This is a genomic window from Terriglobia bacterium, from assembly GCA_032252755.1.
In the GTDB taxonomy this organism is placed as follows: Bacteria; Acidobacteriota; Terriglobia; order Terriglobales; family Acidobacteriaceae; genus JAVUPY01.
Map to the genome: position 1 here is coordinate 67,862 of JAVUPY010000042.1, position 20,557 is coordinate 88,418.

Annotated in this window: 22 protein-coding genes; 11 read left to right on the forward strand and 11 right to left on the reverse strand. The window is 56.9% G+C overall.

The window, feature by feature from the left end; genetic code table 11:
- Positions 1 to 195 precede the first annotated feature (195 nt).
- The 4 genes from ROO76_09845 (at position 196) to ROO76_09860 (ending at position 4,218) form a co-directional block, all read left to right on the forward strand.
- On the forward strand, positions 196 to 1,251 hold the full coding sequence (locus ROO76_09845; protein MDT8068452.1) for an HPF/RaiA family ribosome-associated protein: 1,056 nt from the start codon (positions 196 to 198) through the stop codon (positions 1,249 to 1,251).
- A 92-nt stretch (positions 1,252 to 1,343) separates the two neighbouring features.
- Positions 1,344 to 2,513, forward strand: a complete 1,170-nt coding sequence (locus tag ROO76_09850; GenBank protein ID MDT8068453.1) for a hypothetical protein — start codon at positions 1,344 to 1,346, stop codon at positions 2,511 to 2,513.
- A 142-nt stretch (positions 2,514 to 2,655) separates the two neighbouring features.
- Positions 2,656 to 3,873, forward strand: coding sequence for a N(4)-(beta-N-acetylglucosaminyl)-L-asparaginase (locus ROO76_09855; protein ID MDT8068454.1), 1,218 nt, complete (start codon positions 2,656 to 2,658; stop codon positions 3,871 to 3,873).
- Between the two features lie 162 nt (positions 3,874 to 4,035).
- Positions 4,036 to 4,218, forward strand: a complete 183-nt coding sequence (locus ROO76_09860) for a hypothetical protein (GenBank protein MDT8068455.1) — start codon at positions 4,036 to 4,038, stop codon at positions 4,216 to 4,218.
- Between the two features lie 52 nt (positions 4,219 to 4,270).
- On the opposite strand, the gene ROO76_09865 is transcribed toward ROO76_09860, so the two are convergent.
- The 7 genes from ROO76_09865 to ROO76_09895 all read right to left on the reverse strand — a co-directional run bounded on the left by ROO76_09865 (position 4,271) and on the right by ROO76_09895 (position 9,584).
- The gene (locus ROO76_09865) at positions 4,271 to 4,801 is read right to left on the reverse strand and encodes a DUF2911 domain-containing protein (protein MDT8068456.1); all 531 of its coding nucleotides are present in this window, start codon (positions 4,799 to 4,801) and stop codon (positions 4,271 to 4,273) included.
- 116 nt (positions 4,802 to 4,917) lie between these two features.
- On the reverse strand, positions 4,918 to 5,184 hold the full coding sequence (locus ROO76_09870; protein ID MDT8068457.1) for a hypothetical protein: 267 nt from the start codon (positions 5,182 to 5,184) through the stop codon (positions 4,918 to 4,920).
- 39 nt (positions 5,185 to 5,223) lie between these two features.
- Positions 5,224 to 5,796, reverse strand: coding sequence for a GAF domain-containing protein (locus tag ROO76_09875; protein MDT8068458.1), 573 nt, complete (start codon positions 5,794 to 5,796; stop codon positions 5,224 to 5,226).
- Between the two features lie 99 nt (positions 5,797 to 5,895).
- Positions 5,896 to 6,429, reverse strand: a complete 534-nt coding sequence (locus tag ROO76_09880; protein MDT8068459.1) for a hypothetical protein — start codon at positions 6,427 to 6,429, stop codon at positions 5,896 to 5,898.
- Between the two features lie 141 nt (positions 6,430 to 6,570).
- A complete protein-coding gene (locus ROO76_09885; protein MDT8068460.1) occupies positions 6,571 to 7,209 on the reverse strand; it encodes an energy transducer TonB in 639 nt (212 codons plus the stop codon).
- A gap of 87 nt (positions 7,210 to 7,296) precedes the next feature.
- A complete protein-coding gene (locus ROO76_09890; protein MDT8068461.1) occupies positions 7,297 to 7,797 on the reverse strand; it encodes a cupin domain-containing protein in 501 nt (166 codons plus the stop codon).
- Positions 7,798 to 7,805: 8 nt separating this feature from the next.
- Complete coding sequence (locus tag ROO76_09895; protein MDT8068462.1) at positions 7,806 to 9,584, reverse strand: winged helix-turn-helix domain-containing protein; 1,779 nt, start codon at positions 9,582 to 9,584, stop codon at positions 7,806 to 7,808.
- Between the two features lie 151 nt (positions 9,585 to 9,735).
- On the opposite strand from ROO76_09895, the gene ROO76_09900 reads away from it, so the two are divergent.
- Complete coding sequence (locus ROO76_09900; protein ID MDT8068463.1) at positions 9,736 to 10,245, forward strand: hypothetical protein; 510 nt, start codon at positions 9,736 to 9,738, stop codon at positions 10,243 to 10,245.
- Positions 10,246 to 10,307: 62 nt separating this feature from the next.
- On the opposite strand, the gene ROO76_09905 is transcribed toward ROO76_09900, so the two are convergent.
- Both ROO76_09905 and ROO76_09910 read right to left on the reverse strand, forming a co-directional pair.
- Positions 10,308 to 12,140, reverse strand: a complete 1,833-nt coding sequence (locus tag ROO76_09905; GenBank protein ID MDT8068464.1) for a chloride channel protein — start codon at positions 12,138 to 12,140, stop codon at positions 10,308 to 10,310.
- A gap of 5 nt (positions 12,141 to 12,145) precedes the next feature.
- Positions 12,146 to 12,616: a MarR family transcriptional regulator gene (locus ROO76_09910; protein ID MDT8068465.1), complete on the reverse strand. Its 471-nt coding sequence runs from the start codon at positions 12,614 to 12,616 to the stop codon at positions 12,146 to 12,148.
- Positions 12,617 to 12,677: 61 nt separating this feature from the next.
- On the opposite strand from ROO76_09910, the gene ROO76_09915 reads away from it, so the two are divergent.
- Positions 12,678 to 12,887 carry a glutaredoxin family protein gene (locus tag ROO76_09915; protein ID MDT8068466.1) on the forward strand — a complete coding sequence of 70 codons (210 nt, stop codon included), beginning with the start codon at positions 12,678 to 12,680 and terminating at the stop codon, positions 12,885 to 12,887.
- 110 nt (positions 12,888 to 12,997) lie between these two features.
- Entirely contained in the window at positions 12,998 to 15,688 is a 2,691-nt protein-coding gene (locus tag ROO76_09920; protein ID MDT8068467.1) for a protein kinase, read from the forward strand.
- Positions 15,689 to 15,712: 24 nt separating this feature from the next.
- On the opposite strand, the gene ROO76_09925 is transcribed toward ROO76_09920, so the two are convergent.
- Positions 15,713 to 16,120 carry a GtrA family protein gene (locus ROO76_09925; protein ID MDT8068468.1) on the reverse strand — a complete coding sequence of 136 codons (408 nt, stop codon included), beginning with the start codon at positions 16,118 to 16,120 and terminating at the stop codon, positions 15,713 to 15,715.
- Positions 16,117 to 16,800, reverse strand: coding sequence for a CDP-alcohol phosphatidyltransferase family protein (locus ROO76_09930; GenBank protein MDT8068469.1), 684 nt, complete (start codon positions 16,798 to 16,800; stop codon positions 16,117 to 16,119). The genes ROO76_09925 and ROO76_09930 overlap by 4 nt, the downstream gene beginning before the upstream one ends.
- Before the next feature lie 390 nt (positions 16,801 to 17,190).
- Here ROO76_09930 and ROO76_09935 point away from each other — a divergent pair, with 390 nt between their 5' ends.
- From ROO76_09935 to ROO76_09950, 4 genes are all read left to right on the forward strand, one after another.
- Positions 17,191 to 17,586, forward strand: a complete 396-nt coding sequence (locus ROO76_09935; GenBank protein MDT8068470.1) for a cytochrome c3 family protein — start codon at positions 17,191 to 17,193, stop codon at positions 17,584 to 17,586.
- 142 nt (positions 17,587 to 17,728) lie between these two features.
- A complete protein-coding gene (locus tag ROO76_09940) occupies positions 17,729 to 19,330 on the forward strand; it encodes a S41 family peptidase (GenBank protein ID MDT8068471.1) in 1,602 nt (533 codons plus the stop codon).
- 169 nt (positions 19,331 to 19,499) lie between these two features.
- Positions 19,500 to 19,850: a PadR family transcriptional regulator gene (locus tag ROO76_09945; protein MDT8068472.1), complete on the forward strand. Its 351-nt coding sequence runs from the start codon at positions 19,500 to 19,502 to the stop codon at positions 19,848 to 19,850.
- On the forward strand, positions 19,847 to 20,527 hold the full coding sequence (locus tag ROO76_09950) for a permease prefix domain 1-containing protein (protein MDT8068473.1): 681 nt from the start codon (positions 19,847 to 19,849) through the stop codon (positions 20,525 to 20,527). The genes ROO76_09945 and ROO76_09950 overlap by 4 nt, the downstream gene beginning before the upstream one ends.
- Positions 20,528 to 20,557 lie beyond the last annotated feature (30 nt).

Consider the following 20,557-nt stretch of genomic DNA (forward strand, 5'->3'; position numbering starts at 1 on the left):
GAAAAGTGAAGGCAGAACAGGATTCTACGTTCTGCCTTTTGTCTTCTGTCCTCTGACTTTGGTTAGAGAATTGCCCTCCTGTGACGCAAGCAACTGTTTTAATTCCGCGTGCTTCTTGTGATACAGGTGTAAAATTCACACAAATAGGAATGAGCAGCCGGGGGTTGGATCTGGATCCCTGACCGAGGCTCGCGCATGATCCTTCATTTTTCGTACAAACTCTCCAAGACTCCCGACCTCGAAAAAGCGGTTGAACAGCAAATCCAAAAACTGCGTAAACGCCTCCAGTTTTTCCGCCCGGAATTGGTGTCGCTGAACGGCACCGTTGATGAGGGTGCAAAAGGTGGAACCGTCGTTGCGCTGAACCTGCGACTCCCGTCAGGACAAATGGCGGCTCAGGGTGTGGCGGATCATCCGGTACCCGCGATCAAGCTGGCATTCGAGAATCTCGTGGAGCAGCTTACGAAGCACAAGGATCGGCTGCGGAGCGAGTATAAGTGGCCGAGGGCGAAGAGCGGATTGCGTTCGGGCCCAGTGCCGCAGGTTCCGTTTGAAGACACTATCGCCGCAGTGAAGCCGGAGAAGGTTTCGGTCCAGGATGTCGCCGCCTATGTGAACCTGAGCTTGCCGAGTTTGCAGAGGTTTGTCGAACGCGAACTGCGCTATCGCGAGGCGACGGGACGGCTGCGCGAAGGGCAGATCTCACCCGAGGAAGTTCTGGACGAAGCTATCTCACACGCACTCGATGACGGAAATCACCGGCCAGAGAAGGTTTCGCTGGAACCATGGCTGTACAGGCTGGCGCTGAGTTCGATGGATCGGCTGGCGAACCAGACACGCCAGGACACGACGGCGGTACCACTCGAATCGCAGATGCGGCCCGCGCGGTTGCGAAAGGCCGGCGAAGGCCATGACGAGCCACAAATGCAGTTCCATCAGCCGGATGAGACATTTACGAACGAAAACCTGATCCCCGACCTGCGGCTGGCGACACCGGAGGATATTGCCGTCCGTGATGAGATGGTTGCGATGGTAGAGTTGGCACTCCGGACCGTGTCGCACGAAGATCGGGAAGCCTTCATCCTGTTCACGATGGAGGGATTCACTATGAAAGAAATTGCGGTAATTGCCAATCGAACGCCGGAGGAAGTGCGGGTATCCATCGCCTCGGCACGAGACCACCTTAAGAAAAGTTTCCCCTCCACAAACAAGCTCAAAGACAAGCTGGTCGAGCAGACGAAGTCTGCCTGACCTAAACACACCCGCCGTGTCGTTCAGCAACATGGCGGGGCATAGCTCTTTCCAATCGATCCTCATAATGCAAGCCAGGAGAAGTTAAAAGAATGATCACGAGAGATAAGATCCGTGAGTTGGCAGCATTCGAGTCCCCATCCAATTGTGCAATCACGTTTTACTACCAGCCGGCGGCACCGAAGAACCAGTCGCACCGGGAAGAGACGATCCTGGTCAAAGACCTGGTTCGGGAGGCGTTGCGCGAAGCAGAAAAAGAAGGAGGCAAGAATGAATGCGCGCGCAGAGATCTGCAGCGCATTCTGGAGATAGCGGAGTCGCTACACGGAAATGGAAGGCGAGGGAAAGCAATCTTCGCTGATCATAGCCAGGGCATTTGGCAGGAATTCGACATTCCGGCCTGGTTACCCGGCACGCGGCTGATCGTGAATCGGCGCTTTCACCTGAGGCCACTCGCGACGGTACTGGAGAGTGTGCCATCTGTGTGCGCCTGTCTCATCGATCGAACCAAAGCGAGGCTCTTTCGTTACCAGGACGAACAGATTGAGGAAGTGGGTGACTTCTTCAACGAGTTACCGCGCCGCGGGCGCTCCGATGGATGGGGAGGCTATGACGCGGGCCACGCCGAGCGCAGAGTGTCCAATGACGCCAAACAGCACTATAAATTTGTCGCGGAAAATCTGCTCGACCTCTATGAGCGTGGAGTATTCAAAGTGCTTGTTGTAGGTTGTCGAGACGAGCAGTCGGCCGAAATCGAGGGCGTGCTGCACAGCTACCTCCTTAACAATCTGCTCGGGCGGTTCCGCATTGACCCGGCGACGGCCACGGCGGAACAAGTGAAAGAACATGTCGAGCGCATCCTCAACGAACATCTTGGCGAACGCCGGGAACGAATGGTACGCCAAGTGATCGGCCAGGCTCACCGGAATTCGCGCGGCGCTGTCGGGTTACGTCATGTGCTGCGGTCGCTCGAGAGCGGCGAGGCACAGGTCCTGTTACTCGGCGGTCATTTTAAGGCCCCTGGGTACGAATGCCGGAACTGCGGACACATCGACATGCGTGTTACGGATACTTGCGCGATGTGCGCTCAACCGGTGCACGAGATGGACGACATCGGCGGCGCAATTGTCGGGCAAGCTTACCGGAACGGCGTCGAAGTGATGTACATCGCAAATCATGCGGAGTTTGAAAAGGCTGGGCACATCGCCGCGCTGCTCCGCTTCCGCGCGGATCAGAACACGGCGATGAAACAGGCCGGATAAATTTCGTAAATCGCGAATTGTAGTTCGTGGGCGCGGTTGTCAGCCGCGCCCTTTGTTTCTGACGATCCACCATTGGCTGTTCACGGGCCAGATCTCTTTGTTATTCTTCGAGCCTCTCTCGGTTAACCCATTGGAGGCTCGCTTGAAATTCTCCCGGCGCGATTTCATTGCCACTGCCGCTGCAACTTCTGCCGCTCTCGGAATCGATGGTCTCAACCTCCCGCTCGCCGCACAATCCCGCGCTCCAAATCCCAGTAACAGCGTGCGCAAGAAGCCGATCATCATCTCCGCCGCGAACGGGTTTAATTACCTCGAGCGCGGTTTCGCTGTGCTGCAGCGGGGCGGCGATACGCTCGACGCGGTGATGGAAGTGATTCGTGGGCCCGAGGACGATCCGAAAGACACGAGCGTCGGACTCGGTGGGTTGCCAAACGAAGAAGGCGTGGTGGAACTTGATTCGTGTTGCATGCATGGTCCCACGCGACTTGCAGGCTCTGTCGGGGCAGTTCGTAACATCAAGAACGCTTCTTTGCTCGCAAAGACGGTCATGGAGCACACGGGCCACGTCATGCTGGTTGCGGAAGGCGCGGAGCGATTCGGGTATGCGCACGGGTTTCCGAAGGAGAATCTCCTGACCGATGACACCCGTAAGATCTGGCTGCTGTGGAAGGAAACCATGTCCACTCAGGACTGGTGGGGACCCGGGCTGGCCTCGCCGGACTACAGGTTTCCGGAGGAAGACCAGTCGGCACAGGAGTACTGGGATCGGCGAATGGCCCAGATGGAGAAGCTGGCCGAGCAGTTGGGAATCGCACCCGAAGACCGGGAGATAGCCATCAACAAAGTGCTCAATCCTCCGACGGGAACCATCAATTGTTCGGCGCTAAATGAGAAAGGAGAGATATCGAGCGCCACTACGACGAGCGGTCTGGCGTGGAAAATCCCGGGCCGCGTGGGTGATTCACCGATCATCGGGGCGGGTTGCTATTGCGATCAGGACGTGGGCGCGGCCGGAGCGACCGGCAACGGCGAAGAAAATATCAAGGTCTGCGGCGGGCACACGATCGTGGAGAACATGCGACGTGGCATGACGCCGGAAGAAGCCGGTTTAGACGCACTGAAACGGATCGTCCGCAACTTCGAAAGCAACAAGAAGAAACTTGAATACATGGACATGCAGTATTACGTGCTTCGCAAGGACGGAGCGTACGCCGGAGTAACGCTCTGGGGTAAGACTCCCAGCGGCGCGGATAAATACTTTGCCATCAGTGATGGAACCCCGCGGCGGGAAAAACTAATCCCACTGTTCGATGCGGCCAATAAGGGTTTTCCGCCCGTGCCGAGAGTAAGAGGGAAGTAGCGGATACGCAGCGTAGAGTGAGGAAATCGAAAGCTTTGAGATTCGTCACTCCCGGGTTGCCCACCTGTCATTGCAACTGCTTTGCTGCAGCGCTATAGTCGCGTTTAGCGGAACCCTTCACAGGCCAACTTGGCCCGAAAACGCTCCGTCCTGGAGGCGTTTATGAGGATCGAACTCACAGATCAGGAATTGGACCTGGTAAACGAAGTAATGCAATTACACCAGGAGACGCTGCTTCGCGATATCGCTCGCACGGATCATCGCGACTACAAGCAGATGCTCCGTGGGAGATTGCAGGTCGTTGAGAGCATCCTGGGGAAACTGAAGTTCGCGCAAGCGGCGTAAAGAGAAAGGCCCCAGCCTGGCAAGGCGAACCGGGATGGGGCACCTTCAATGTCTATTTCGCTTCTTTCAAGGGGACGCTTAGTTCCGTTTTCTCCCACTCGAGAACGAGGTTTGCGGAATCAGGACCAGTCTTTTCAAACGAGAAGGTCATCTGCTCGACCGGAGAGTCAAGCGATTCGACTTTCATCGGAATACGTGCGAGATCCTGCGCCTGGCTATATTCGGTGCCCCACTGTCCTGTTTGCTTATTGATGATGAGCTGCCAATTGTTTTCGCCGGGCAGAGTGTAGATTGTGTACTTGCCGGCGGGAACCCTGGTTCCGCCGACCATCAGGTCCGTATCGGTGACGAATCCTGTCGCCTCGTTGGCGCCAGTACGCCAGATCTTCCCATAAGGAACCAGGCCGCCCATAACCTTGCGGCCGCGGATGGAAGGCGCACCGTAATCTATCGTTACCTTCTTGCCAGTCGCGAAGGTGTGCTCGGCGGATTTTCTCGGGCTGAGAAGCGGTGCTTTCTGCTGGGCAACGACCAGCGAAGTACAAAAGAGAACTACAAGGAACAACACGGCTGATTTGCGCATAGATCCTCCGTCACTTCAAATTGCGGAACACACTCAAAGTGCGGAATACATTGTAACAATCAGAAGAGCGGGACATCGGAAGATCAGAAGACAAGGAACCAACAGCCATTCAACGATCACGGCTGTTGTTCGCGCCGCAGTTGTTCCATGACAGACGAAACGAGTTCTTTTGCAGACGAGAGCTCGTTGACGATGATCTGGATGTCCATGGCAGGTTTGCCAGGCTGGCGCGCGCTCTGGCAATAGACGCCGTGCTGGCCGACGAGAGTCAGAGCGTCGGTGAGGATGTCGAGAGATACGGCGAGCCTTCCGCGCGACACTCCCATTTGCAGTTCGTGAAGTTCCAATTCTCGACGCTTCTCGTCAAAGACGGACCTGGGCATGCAGTGCTCCTTCGCTACATTCGATGTTGGCAAGAGAAATTAAGCTTTCTTTTTCAGAACATTCGTATTGGAGAAACGAAGCTTAACGGTGGTGTTCTTTTGCCTTGATGAGAGGATCTCGGGAAGCAAGAATGCAATGCGGCGGGCGGCACGCTCCAGGGTTTCAAGATCGTCGCTGTTGAAGTCGCAACCCGCAGCGGCAGGGGTGGCGCCTTTACGCGATACTTGCAGGACACCCAAAGTCTCATTCCATTCATTCAAGATCGGTGCGGACATCATCTTCTGGATCGGCAGAGGCGATTCGATCTCTCGGGACCCATGGAGCTTCACGCTTTCGAACACATTGTGGTGAGGTACCGTGGCGAACTGATTGAACACTTCAGGGAGTTTGCTGACGGCAGTCTGGGCGGCAATCGCGGAACTCGACAGGGGAATACTCCCTGCAACCTGCAGTTCTGGGGGAAAAACGAACCGAAGATCGTGCCCGTCCAGACTAAGGAGGCCAATCTCCGTGGTGCCAACGTCGAAGATTCCGGCAAGTTCAGAACAAACCTGCGTCATGGAACAGTTGACGCTGTTCAGCAATTCCTCAAGTCCATCAAGCCGTCTCATCACAGAATAGGTCCCGGAGGTCATTTTTCACGATTGTCCCGAATCACGCAATGCGCAAAGGGATATGTCCGAACGGTCAAATTGCGATGGAGAAAGTGATCAGGAAAGCCGTGCAAGAAATATCCCGATGATCTTGGCTGCTGCCTTCAGGTGTTCCAGATCTTCCGAAGTGAAGTCAGGTCCTGAGGTAACCAACTCAAAGCCCTTGCGCGAAATCTGAATCACGCCTGCCACCTTGTTGCATGCGCCCATCACGGGAGCGGACATCAGTTTGTAGATGGTCTGCGGATCCATTTCGCTAGTGGGCAGGTCCGAGGCTCGCATCTTCACGGTTTCGAACACGCTGCTGTGCTGTACTGAGGCGAAGTTGTTGTAGTAATCCGCGCGGCGACCGCTCGCGGTGCGTGCTGCGATCGCCGATGAACTTAAAGGAATCGCGCCCGCGGAGCGAAGTTCGGCTGGATGGAGGAACTTCAGCATAGAGCGCTGCACCTGTAAGAGGGCGACTTCCTGCGTCCTGACGCGGAAGATGCGGGACAGTTCGTAGCAAACCTGCTCAACCGTACAACTTTCGACGGCAACCACGTCTTCCAGCTTTTCCAGAGCCGCAGCCATCCCTGTTGCGGCTGGCATTTGACTGGTCATGCTGCCAAAGTAACCGATGCGTTGGAGAGGGTCAAAGTACGCAAGTAATATGAAAAGGTAACTCTCGGTTCGCATGACACAAATGGGGCAGTTGCGAGGGAAAGGGAACCGAGACCGAGGTGAAGAATTCTAGCTCGGGAAGTGGAAATAGACATCCTGACGCGAGGCGACGGAAATGCCATCCACCTTCGCGGGAGTAAATCGCCATTGACGAAGAGTTGCCGTCACGATCTCCTCGATCCCGAAGCCCACTGTCTTCAGTACCTTCGTCCTGACCACATTCCCCTGTTCGTCGATGGTAACTTCGATGATGACGTCGCCACGGAGCCAGTCCGGCAACTTGTTGCGAAGAATGGGCGGATCTGGGGCAATGACTGGAAGCGCCACCCGAACGTCATGATCGCTCGGCAGCCCGTTCGCCAGTGAGCCCAGTATGAATCCAGGCATTCCGGGTTTTAGATCGCTGGAAGCCATTGCGGGTTTCGGCTCAAGGCTCGCTTGATCGGGTTTTTTATGCTTTCGCGCTTGAAGGGCGTGCTCGGACTCACTCACTTTGGCGATTGGAGAATCGATCACACTCGATCCGGGCGCAATCAGGACGAAGTGTGTGTTTGTCGTGCCGCCATTACCTCGCAAAGCCGCCGAGGGCTCAAGCAATTGCGGTTCCGGTCGGAACGTGAGGAACAGCAACGCGAGCACGTGCACAAACACCGTCAGGAAGACAGCTGGAGGCGATATGCCACGCTCGAATTGGATTGGCTCGAGCATCAGTGAGTCAGACGTTTAGACCGGGCAGAAGTCACCCCCCCCGCCATATTGTGCCATGAAATAAGGATAGAAATCGTATGAGTTGAGTTACCGCCGTGTCAGCGTTGTTATAAGTTCCTGCTGGGATGGGTACTTAGCGATCAAAGGCTCTCGTTGGCCGGATTCATAATCGGCGAACTCGAAGCCTGGAGCTACGGTGCACCCGAGCAGCGCGAAGCGCCCGCCCTCAACCAGCCGCGAGCCCTGCCAAACATCCCTCGGAACAACGACTTGTGGGCGCTGTCCGGCCGTCAGATCGTTTCCTAACCGAACCGCGCGCGAGCTGCCATCAGGCCAAAGTTGCAGCATTTCGACCGCGTCACCAAGGTAGAAATGGAATATTTCGTCAGACCGCAGCCGATGGATCTCAGAGAATGTGCCGGGCTCCAGCAGGTAATAGATAGCAGTTGAGGCCGAACGTGGACCACCGTAGCAGCCACCGAGCGTTTCGGCGGGTATGGAGTCTGCTGACTTGTAGGTTTGAATGTAGGATCCGCCCTCGGGATGGGGAATCAAGTGCAGAGTTCGTTTGATCTCATCGGCTGTCATGCTGCAAGTTATACCTGAGTGTTCGATGATTTCTTCATAAACCCACATCGATCGATGAGGGCTTTGAACCGGGGTTCGTTCCGATACGAATCCCATTTGGGATCAAAGACGGGAAAGAGCAAATGTACGTCGTGGGTGTCATAGGCCCGCTCGAGCCAGTCCACTGCCGCGTCACGCTCGTGCAGGCCCGCATGGACCAACGCCATTGCATACGGCGGGACGTACTTCTCGCGGGCGACCGCGTGCAGGGCATCTAAGACGTCGCGGGCCTCATGCTCTTTTCCAACCGTGGCGAGAATGTAGCCACGCAGCGACACCGGCTTGCTGTTCCCTCCGCTCAATCTCCCGGCAGAATTCAGAGCTTCGATCGCGCGTTCGGGTTGACCTGTCTGCTCTAGCGCCTGGCCCAGTTGCATGTATCCGATCCAGAACTCGGGGTCGGTCGCGATGGCTTGTTCGGCAAAGTTCACCGCAGAGAGGTAGTCGCGTGCCGCGAAGGCCACCTGCGAAGAGAGCGCAATCGTCGCGGCATTTAGCGGATCGATCTCGCGCGCGCGACGAATCGCCGCTCCAGCTTCATCGGATCGTCCACCCATGTGGGCGAGAACAATACCCAGCAATCGATAGGCCAGCGGGTAGCTCGGGTCAAACTCCATGGATCTTCGAAACGCATCCTCCGCGGCCTTCCAATCCCAATCTATCCAGAACTTCATGAACCCAAGGGAAGTCTGACATTCGGGCAGGTTCGGGCCGGAAGCAACGGCATGAGCCACAGCGTCGTGAACTCGTTCCCATATCTCCAGGGGGGACGCATCTCCACTGATGGGCCCGGTCGAATAGGCGTCGGCAATTCCCGACCACGCGAGGGCATAATTCGGGTCCAGTTCGGTCGCGCGCCTATAAAACTCCATGGCCTTTCGCGTGGTGGCTGGTGAGAGCTGGTTCCAGAAATATCGTCCACGAAGGTAAAGATCGTACGCTTCGACGTTGGAGGTTTGACGGTGCTCCAGCGCATTCAGGCGACCGGGCGAGAGATGGAGCTGCACGTGACGGGCGATGGCCGTACCTAGCTCGCTTTGGATCGAAAGGATGCCGGTCAGCTCACGATCGTAGGTTTCCGCCCAGATGTGCGTCTGGTCTGCAACGCGAATCAGCTGTGATGTAATCCGAGCTCGGTTCTTCTCCAGTCGCACGCTGCTCTCCAGCACATAATCGACTCCAAGCTCATTACCGATCTCGCGGATGGTTTTCGACGTGCCCTTATAGGCCATGCTGGTAGTTCGGGCAATCACTCCCATGCGTTCCGGACTCACGCAGCCGAGATAGCCTATGGTCTCTTCGGTCATGCCGTCGCTGAAATATTCCTGGGCGGGATCCTTTGACAAGTTTTGAAAAGGCAACACTGCCAGCATGACACGGGACGACGGCTGAGATTCCCGTTTCTTTATGCCATCGGCGGCGAGGGGAGCGATGAAGCGGTACCCCTTGCCCGAGACCGTCTCAATGAATTGCGGAGAGGTCGGAGAATCCTGGAGTGCCTGGCGCACTTTTCGGATGGCGGTGTTCACGCCCATCTCAACATCGACGAAGACTTTGTTTCCCCAGAGCCGAGCGACGATTTCTTCGCGGGAGACGAGCTGATTCCGGCGCTCGACTAAGAGCAATAACAGGTCCATCGGCCGGCGCTCGAGCCGTATCGTTTGCCCTTTACAGCGCAGGGCATAGGCGCCGAAATCCAGTTCAAAGTCACCGAAACGGACCGTCGATGGAGTGCTGGAGGCGGTCATACGGGCGTGCCCGGAATTCTCTCACGTTTCCGTCCTACACAAAAACTTCAGATTAGTTTCAGCCTCTATCCATGGTTCCGCGGAAGAGGGGGTGCGAGTATGCGTCTTGTGGGGCCGCAGTAGCGAGCCACAAGGAGAACAGGAGCAGGGTATGAGAACAGAGTTCAAGGTATTTCGAACTGCTGGCCGGATGGCAGTTTATCTATTGGCTGGGGCGCTGGTCGCGACCTCATCGCTCGCGCACGCGCAGTCGGAGGAATCTGCGGCCGGTAATGGCTTGGCAGGGACGTGGCGAGTGACGGTCCAACTGCACGTATGCAACAGCACAACAAAAATCGGCAGCCCATTCCAGTCGCTGCTTACATTCGCGCAAGGCGGAACGCTCGTTGAAGATACGGCCAATGCGATGTTCTATCCATTGTTCCGTGGCCCGGGACACGGAATCTGGTCTGCTCAGTCGGACGGGACCTACTCGGCGTCGTCAATGGCGTTCATAACGTCTAATGAGGTACTGACAATGACGCAACGAATCGATCAGACAATCGTCATCGACAAGCCCGACCACTTCATCGTCAATGACGCGAAGGTGAAGTTTTTCGATCCCTCGGGAACTTTCCTCAAGGCGGGATGTGCGGACGCCTGGGGCGAGCGATATCAGTAATGCGGGTCGCGTTGTTGAGCCCTGTCGCGTTTTTCGCGATGGGGCTTTCGTTTATTGCGTTTCTATCCCACCCGTTCGCGAGAGGGTTTTCTAGGCCACCAACCCTTTTCGCGCACGTGCTCTTCCTCAAGCAAGCGACTACGTGCTGACAGTATCTCGGAGCGTCCCAGATAGCCAACCAGGTGCGTGGGATTGAGTCGGTCCACCACCGGCAAACGTCCAACTTTCTTTTGCAGCATGCGTGCGGCAGCATCGTAAAGCGACTCGTCAGGGTAGGCCGCGACCGCCGGACTGGAGCCAGCTTCAAGGACCGTTTGCGTTCCCTCGGGGTTGTTTTCGAGAGCACGGATCAAATCGCCGCGGGTGATGATCCCGACCAGGTTGTCGTGCCCGTCAACGATCGGAAGTGCCTGACGTCGTGTAAGCACTGGGTCATGCGACGCGATACGGCTCCCCAATTCGCCGATGGTCATGGTCGCTGGAATTGTGATGACCTCGTGCGACATGGTTTCCGCGACGGCAACGCCGCGCAGCACATCCGGCTCGAAATCGGTCTGAATGCGAAGTCCGCGGCGCGTGAGTTTCTCGGTCATGATCGAGACATCGCCCTGCAGCATGATGGCGATCCCATCGGCGATGACTGCGACCAGCATGAGCGGCAGAACCGAGTTGTAGTCGCGCGTGATTTCAAACGCAAAAATAATGAAGGTGAAGGTGGCCCGAGAAGCAGCGCCGAAAACAGCGCCCATGGCGACCAGCGCAAACGCTCCGGGAGCGAGCGCAAGGCCGGGGACCAGGTGGTTTACTCCCATGGCGTACAGGCCACCCATGGCGGCCGATGCCATGAACATTGGCGCCAGCAGTCCACCTGAGGTTCCGGATCCCAGCGACACCACGAGCGCGATCGACTTGAAGATCATGATGAGCATCAAGGTCTGCCAGACCAAACGCGCGGCGAGGATATCGGAGATCGTGTCGTACCCAACGCCAAGCACGCGAGGTACGAAGAGGCCGATCACTCCTAGAGCGAGGCCTCCAAGTGCAGGCCACCAGGTGTCTTCGAAAGGCAGTTTGTCGAACTGATCCTCCACCCAGTAAAGCAGCTTTGTGAAGCCCACAGCGGCAAGACCGCAAAGCACGCCGAGAATGAGATAGAAGGGAATGGATTTTGGAATACCAAAATCTACTTGTCCCACGGCGAACATTGGACCGCGCCCCATCAGCAGCAGGTGCACGCTGGTGGCGAGAGTGCTCGATATTACCAGTGGGATGAAGGAGCGCGACTTGAATTCGAACAGCAGGAGTTCGATCGCGAGAATGACCCCGGCAATAGGGGTGCTGAAGGTCGCGGCCATCCCTGCACCTGCTCCGCAGGCGAGCAGAACCTTGCGTTCTGCTGCCGTGGTGTGGAAGATCTGGCCGATGATGGAACCGAAGGCTCCGCCAGTCTGAATGATTGGTCCTTCAGCACCGAACGGTCCACCAGTGCCGATGGCGATAGCCGCCGAGATTGGCTTCAGGATCGCGACCTTCGGCTCAATTCGACTGCGGTTGATCAGCACAGCTTCCATCGCTTCGGGAATGCCATGACCCCGGATCTTTCTTGACCCGTATTTCGACATGAGGCCGACGATCAGGCCGCCAATTGCGGGTACGATAATGACCCAATATCCCAAAACGTTGTTGCGCAACCCGACAAACTGAATGCTCAGGCGGTGATAGAAAACCAGATTGGAGATAAAAGCGATCAAGTCGTACAGCAGATATGCGATGACACCTGCGAGAATGCCAATTCCTGCGGCAAGGAACGAGATCAGTGCCAGCCGGAATCCGGGTTCGGACCCCGGGGCGACTGCTGCGGAATCAGGGTCTTTAGCTGTAAAAGGCCAATTCATGGTTCTTACTTTCTGGTCGCTGACGCGGTTCGAGCATTCGTTGATTGCACGGGTGCCTTCATCGCCGGACGAGAGATCAGACGCCGAAGCGTTTGGGCCAGTTTGGGGCCGCTGTTCCTCAACTCGTTCTGGTGATGCAGTGACAGTGCTCGCAGGAGGCGTTCACCCTTCGGGAGAAGCTGAACCAGGACTTCGCGGCGGTCTCTTTCGGCGCGATGCCGGGCGACGAGCCCGGAGCGCTCGAGCCGATCGATGAGTTCCACTGCGCTGTGATGCTTGAGCTGCATGCGCTCAGCAAGGTTCCGCACGGTAGGACGCAGGTCTGCAGGGAGCCCCTTCATTGCCAGCAAAAGCTGGTGCTGCTTGGGCTCGATCCCGGCGGCCCGGGCAGCCATTTCGCTGAAGTGAAGAAAACGCCGGATCTGGTACCGGAACTCGGACAGGGCGTGGTAATCGAGGTGTTCAGTCGTCTGCATTTATATGGCATCCACACTAATTATATCGTAAGACGATATGTATTGCTTAGGGGTTGCAGAAATGACGGGCGAACGTTGTTTCTTGTTCACGCTTACGAAGCACTTTCTCGAGAAGCACAAGATCGCGTACAAAGAGATCGACATTGAATCGGTGCCCGGCGCTGCCGAAGAGGTCGTGCGCCTTACCGGCAAATGCGCCATTCCCCAGTTCGTCATAAATGGCAACTGGGTCCAGCCCTACCGCGGCGAAGGTTTCTCTACGAAGAAATGAGCAGGCTGCACGGAGTAGAGGAGTAAAAGCGCAGCCAATACCTGCAGGAAGTCCTCAAATTTGCAGGTGCTATATGTGTGCGCACAGGGCTATAATGCGTCACCTTCTGGATGGCACTCGAATCAGGTCGCAAGTTAGGACCGTATGAAATCCTTGCCGCCGCCGGCGCCGGCGGCATGGGCGAAGTCTATCGTGCACGCGACACGCGACTGGATCGAACGGTCGCGATCAAGGTTCTCCCTTCCGATCTTTCGTCCAGTGCGGAACTCAAACAGCGCTTCGAACGCGAGGCAAAGGCAATCTCATCTTTGCAGCATCCCCATATCTGCACGCTCTATGACGTCGGCTCACAGGACGGCATCGACTTCCTGGTGATGGAGTACCTGGAAGGGCAGACTCTGGCAGAGAGATTGAACAAAGGTTCATTGCCGCTACAAGAAGCACTGAAGATTGCCACTGATATTACGGATGCTTTGGACAAGGCGCATCGGCAGGGAATCATCCATCGCGATCTAAAGCCGGGAAACATCATGCTGACGAAATCGGGCGCGAAACTGATGGATTTCGGTTTAGCGAAGCCGATGATGGCGGCAGCAACTGGCGGCGCCATCGGGCCAATTACTCCATCCACCCCAACCATGAACCTGGCCTCGCTGACTTCAGCGTCGTCGCCACTTACGCAGAAGGGCTCAATCGTCGGAACGTTCCAATACCTTGCACCGGAAGTCCTGCAAGGCGCGGAAGCGGATGCGCGCAGCGACATCTTCAGCTTCGGTTGCGTTCTATACGAGATGGTGGCCGGCAGGCGCGCCTTCGAAGGCAAAACGCAACTGAAGGTGATGTCCTCGATTCTGGAAGATGAGCCGCCGGCCGTCAGTTCTCTCCGTGGCGCTTTGCCGGCTTCGCTCGACCGGGTCGTAGCCGGTTGTCTGACGAAGGATCCCGAACAACGCTTTCAATGCGCTCGCGATCTGAAACTACAACTCGAATGGCTGTTGCCCGAAGGCACCTCTGTCGGACAGCCCGCACGAAAGACAAATTGGCTGTGGGCCGGCGCCACCGGTGTACTCGTGTTGTTATGCGCTGGGTTGTTGTTCGGCATTCTTCGAGAACAGGCCTCGGCCCCATTTGCCATCGAGGCCTATCTTCTTCCTCCCGAAAATCACCGCTTCACCCTGACTGCCGATGATGCCTCCGGTCCAGTAGTGCTTTCCGGTGACGGGAAAAACATTGCCTTCGTTGCCGTCGATGAGCACGATGTCACGCAGCTCTACGTGCGTCCGCTGAATTCATCTCGGTCTGTCCCAATTCCCGGGACCGAAGGTGCGGAATATCCATTCTGGTCACCAGACGGTAAATCCATAGGCTTTTTCAGTGCCAGCAAGTTGCGGCGAGTTGCCGTTTCCGGGGGACCGGTGCTGGATATCTGCGATGCTCCGCGACCGCGTGGCGGGACCTGGGCGCCCGACAATACCATCCTGTTCGCGCCAGATATCACCAGCGGGATTTTTCGCGTCTCTGCCAGCCCAGGTTCCACCGCGACCGAGATCGTGCCGCGTGCTAAAGGCAATACGACGAATCGCTGGCCGCACATTCTGCCCGACGGTAAGCATTTGGTATACCTCGGCACCAACCACTCCGATCCTTATGCCAGCGCGGTTCATGGAATCTACTTCGCGTCGCTGGATGGAAAAGCGAATCGTTTTCTGGTTCCGGCGGACTCGAATGCCACCTTCGCTTATGGCCATCTGCTATGGGTTCAGAGTGGATCAGTAATGGCGCGTAAATTCGATCCGTCGAACGGGACTTTGAGTGGCGAGACCATCGGTCTCATCGACGGTGTCGCTTACAGCACATCAACGTGGTACGCCGCGTTCGACGCCACCGGCAATGGTGTCGCCGTTTACCAACCGGGCTCGGAGTTCAAGAACAGCCAACTCCTCGTGGTTGGTCGCGATGGGAAAACGGAACACTCATTCGCGCAGGCAGACCACGTTCTCGACGTTCGAATTTCTCCCGACGGACACAGGGCGGCCATTCTCGCCGGAGGCCCGCCTTTCAACATCTGGATCGTTGACCTCGAGAAAGGCACGCGCGTCCGTCTCACTTTCGATTCGACTCCGGAAGGAATGGCGTGGTCCCCGGACGGTCGAATGATCTACTACAGCGGCGGTAAAGGCAACGAAGGCGAGTTGCTTCGTCAGGCGGCAGACGGTTCGGGGAAGCCTGAGGTGCTGTTGCAATCGCACAACTCAGTCCACGTAAGCAATCTCTCCCCTCACGGAGATTACCTGCTGTTTCACCAGCCAACGGGGTCGGTCGTGAGCACGACGTGGGTCCTGCCGCTGAAACCGCTCGGCACGCCGCGAGTGCTCGTGCCGGGCCCTGCAGGAGTGCATGAAGCGAGCTTTTCTCCAGACGAGAAGTGGGTCCTCTATCACACCACCGAGACAGGACGATACGAACTCTACGTCACCTCGCTCGCGAACGGGGGAAAACAGCAACTTACAACCGATGGGGCCCTCTTTTCGCGCTGGGGTCACGACGCAAAGCACATCTACTATCTTGCCCCGGACGGCGCCGTCATGGAAATGCCGGTGACAGAAACCGCTCGTACAGTGGATGCCGGGCCCGCGCACGAACTGTTCAAAGCCCCCGGTTTGAGCGCGACTTCATTCTTCGCAGCGCCGTGGGACGCGACTCCGGACGGTAAACACTTCCTGCTCAGTACCACAGGCGCACGCGACAACGGAACGCGCGCAGTCGTTCTCCTCGATTGGCAAGCAAGACTGAAGAAGTAGTCGAGATCAGGTTGGATGTCGCCGTTACGCGTGGCACGCTTGATTCCGAAACACAAACCTGTCGCCAAGCAGGAAATTGACTAAAGAACAAACAAGTATGGCTCCGAAGTTCGCCGGCAAAACCTCCACATGCAGGCCGCCCACGAGCCAACGCATCAGCAGGACGTTACCGACAATCGAAACAGTTCCATTCGACAAGTGAAAGCGGACCAGGCGTCCCATGACAGCTGGCAGGTTGTCGGTGGGGCGATCCGCCCAGGTGTATCTCTGGTGCCATGCGAAGTTATGCAACACGGCGGCTTCGACTGCGAGCGCCGTGGCTGCCAGATAGGCGACATCGGCTCTCACCAGCAGGTGCAAGAAGAGGAGTTGCACTCCAACCCCAACGATCCCGATCAAGTTGAACTTCAGCCAGCGCAAAAACGTTTTCATCGCGTCTCCTCGCGGTAAAGCTTTGCCGTGTTTCGAATCGTCGTAAGCGTAAAGATGAAGAGCATTCCCGCAATCCCGACGACCCCACCGATGTCGAACAACCGCATCGTCCTGCCGAGGAAATGGACCGTCGGTCTGTAAAGCAGGTATAGGTTCCCGATAATGAGGAGGACGCGAAGTTCGGTCGGACCAAAGAGGAAGTGCGTCAGCCGAAACTCGCCGATCGTGTAGCTGGCGAGGTAGCTCTCCATCGCGAGCAGGTTGTAGGCGAGCAGCAACCCGATCGCGACCCACGGGTGCATGTATCCCGACAACGCGAGCCCGCCAAGCAGGAAAAGGGCGCCCACACAATCAATAACGTGGTCGACATAGAAGCCGTAGCGCGGCCGCTGCTGGTCTCGGTAACGGGCCAGGGTGCCATCGAGGCTATCTCCGAACCAGTTGAGGCCAAGCAATACACAAACCAAAATTAGAGCACGGGGCTCGCGGCTTGCTGCCCAGTAAGCGAAGCCGGCGCCAATCATCCCCAAGGCTCCCAGAATCGTCAGGTGGTCGGAATTGACCCAACCGGGCATGTGCGAAGCGAACCATCGCAAAGCCCGCCGCTCGGCCGGAGCAAGGACGCTCTCCAAAACGCGGTTCGCTGGTCGGAATGTTGCAGCCTGAACCATAGTTGGCATTACGGTCTCCTTCGACAAACTGCTGAAACCGAGGCCATTCAACTGCACCCTCGCAGGCAGAACAATGCACCCGCAATCAATTGAGCGGGCGACTCATATCATCTATTAACCTGCTTAATATGATTGACTTAGAAGCGGTGGTAAACAGAGTGGCAGTACGCTTCGGGACACCTCGCAGTGTCCAAAAGCCGAACCTGGGTGTTGTTTGCCGGCATCAGAGTCCAACCCCAGCTGCTTGGCTTTGTCACTCTCCGACGTGACGCCGGCAACAGCGGTCCCCGTTTAGCTTGTTGACACTATTCTCGACGGCCGAAGTCTGACCGCCGGCGGCGCGTTGGGGCCGCCGCAGTTCATCTTCGAAAGATAGTTCTGTTCTGTTATGGAGGCTTCGTGAAGAATCGGTCCGTAATGTCTTTATTGCTTTGCCTTTGCGTGCTCCTGCTGGGCGCATCCGCCCTCGCGCAGAAGGCTCCTGCAAACCCAGTCATCCTGAAGGGAGCCCCAATGGGCGGCGTCAAATTTGACCACAAGGCTCACGCCGGGGCGAAGTGCGACACCTGCCATCATGCAGCTAAGCCTGAGAAGGCTGCCAAGTCAGCCCAGGAAGCCTGTACCGACTGTCACACCAAGGTGGCGGCGGCCCCGATGAAGACCAAGTTGCAGGCGGCTTTCCACAACCCGACGGCTACTGCGGGCACCTGCATCGACTGCCATAAGAAGGAAGTGGCGGCCGGAAAGAAGGCTCCGACCAAGTGCATGGATTGCCATAAAAAGGAAAACGTATAGCAAACAGGTATCACCCATTTGGGGCGCGATTCGGAAACGAATTGCGCTTCTTTTTTGTTCCACGAAGCGTCAAATACGGGTACCCTGTTCATAATCTGCTTTTGGCCCACCGGTCCCAACCGGAGGCCGGTTGGTGAGGAGAATGCGCGGTCGTACCCGTCGAGTTTATGCCTTTCTTTCAGGCGCTATTCTTGCAATCCTGCTTTGTGCTGTAGCCCTGTTCGCCCAACAACGTAATTCGCAGTCTTCGCCACCTGACGATCCTGCCGCGATTGAAAGCCTTAAAAAGTTCGCCGACGTGTTCAGCATCGTCGAGCAGAACTACGCCGAGCCGGTAGATTCCGATAAGGCCGTCTACAATGGCGCGATCCCCGGCATGTTGCGTGTGCTGGATCCGCACTCGAGCTTTTTCGACCCTAAAGCTTTCCGCCAGATGCGCGAGGATCAGCAGGGCCGCTACTACGGCGTAGGAATGCAGATCGGCCTTTTCCGTAACCAGATGACGATCATGCAGGTCTTCGAGAATACACCGGCTTTCAAGGCTGGCATTCATCCCGGAGACGTGATCGTGTCCGTAGGCGGGAAGTCCGCCGCGAAGATGACGAGCGATCAGGTTGCGGACACCCTGAAAGGACCCAAGGGTACCCCGGTTGATTTGACGGTTTCACGCGATGGGCTAGATCACCCGCTGGCGCTGACCGTGGTTCGCGATGAGATTCCACGGCCCTCCGTCGACCTGCACTACATGATTGCTCCGGGCGTGGGATACATTCACATTTCGAGTTTCATGGAAACGACCTCGCAGGAAGTCGACTCTGCGCTGAAGTCCTTCGGCGATATCAAGGGCCTGATCCTGGATCTGCGCGGCAACCCCGGCGGACTGGTAAATGAAGGTGTAGCCGTGGCGGGCGATTTCCTGCCGCAAGGTGCTGTCGTCGTCAGTCACCACGGACGCAACTCTCCGGAGCGTGTTTACCGCGCCGCGAAGGGGAACGGCGGCAAGAGCTTCCCAATCGTGGTGCTCGTCAACCGCGGCACCGCTTCGGCGGCAGAGATCGTGACCGGTGCCCTGCAGGATCACGATCGCGCGTTGATTGCCGGAGAAATTACCTTCGGCAAAGGCCTCGTTCAGAGCGTGTACCCGCTGAGCGAGGACACCGGCCTGGCTCTGACTACGGCAAAGTACTACACCCCGAGCGGACGCCTCATCCAGCGCGACTACACCGGCGTGAACCTCTACGACTACTACACCCACGGCGGCACCGATAACTCGAACGACGCCAACCGCGAGGTTCGCCAGACCGAATCCGGTCGCACCGTGTACGGCGGAGGCGGTATCACTCCCGACGTCAAGATCCCGCCGATTAAGAACGATCGCTTCGAGGACGACCTGCTCGAGCATTACGCGTTCTTTGATTTCGCTCGCCGCTACGTGGTGAATCACCAGGTCGATCGCAATTTCCAGGTCGACGACAACGTTCTGCTCGATTTCCGCAAATTCCTCGATACCAAGGGCGTTAACTTCACCGAGGCAGAACTTCAGCAAGATAAGGACTGGGTGACCTGCAACGTCAAGTCCGAGGTCCTGCTGGACCAGTTGGGCGAAACGCAGAGCCGGCTGGCTCGCGCACAATGCGACCCGGACATTTCGAAAGCCGTTGAACTCCTGCCCAAGGCGAAGGAACTCGCGGATAATTCCCGCAAGATCATCGCGGCAAGGCAAAGCAAAGCCGTGAGCCAGTAAGGCCAATTCACCCCGCAAAGACAGAGTCACAGAGAAGCTAATTTGAAAACCCAAGTCCGAGTGGACCTGGGTTTTTTGTTTGCCCGATTACCCGGCGGTCGCGACCTTCGTAACTTGCCTGCTATACAGGCTCGGCATATATAGGAACGCAGTATATGGGAGCCTCGAGATGATCGATGCGAACGTGAAACGCGGTAGCGCCGAACTTGCAGTCCTGAGCCTGCTGGAACGCGGCGCGATGCACGGATACGAAATCGCTAAACGCGTGGAGCAGGAAACCGGCGGAGTGCTGAAGTTTGACGTGGCTTCACTCTACCCTTTGCTGTATCGCATGGAGAAGCGCGGCTGGGTAGCGGCTTCTTGGCAGGAGAGCGATGCCGGACGGCGTCGGCGCTGCTACAAGCTGACGCGCGAGGGAAAGAAGCAACTCGTGCCGTTACGCAACCAATGGAGACGCTTCTTTGATGCGCTCGATCGCCTTGGTGGCCTCGCGGATGTTTGCTCAGAAGGTGCGCGATGAGCGAGATCGAGAAGTATGTGCGGAAACAATTGCAAGCTCTCCGTTTGGAACGTGCCGACTACGAAGAGGTAATTGACGAAATAACGAATCACCTGGAAATGTTGGTGGCGGAATATTGCGCCGAAGGTCTCGACAGGTACACAGCACATGAGCGGGCATTCTCGCAGTTCGGCAGTCCCAGGCGTTTGCTGAAAGGAATTGAGCAGGCAAAGGAGAATGGAATGAGAGAACGATTTCGCAGGCTGTGGCTTCCTGCATTTACGGTGGGATTTCTCGCTTACGCGTCGGAGTGGTTGATTGTCGGTTTCATTCGGCATCCGCGAGCTGTAAAGGTCCTGGGAAGTTACTACCCGTACTATTGGAACTGGTTATTGCTAGTTGCCGCCATCGCAGCGTTGGGTGCCTGGTGGTCTCGCGCGGTGGGCGGAAGCGTTCGCGAGCGCCTCATTGTGGCCCTGGCACCGGCAGAGATCATGGCCGCCGCGATCGCGGTTCTGTTGCCCTGGAGCGTTGCTGTTCAGGTTTGGATGGATCACTCACTCCCGCACTTCGTGACACACCCAATGGTCTTGCTCGTGGGAGTGCTCTGGATGCTTCACTGCGCTGTGCCGGCTCTAATCGGGGCCGCGCCGTTCCTGTTTGGGGACGCCGGTAACAAAGCGGAAGCTATGTCTTGATGAACCCGCTGGGCTGATTTGGTTTCTATA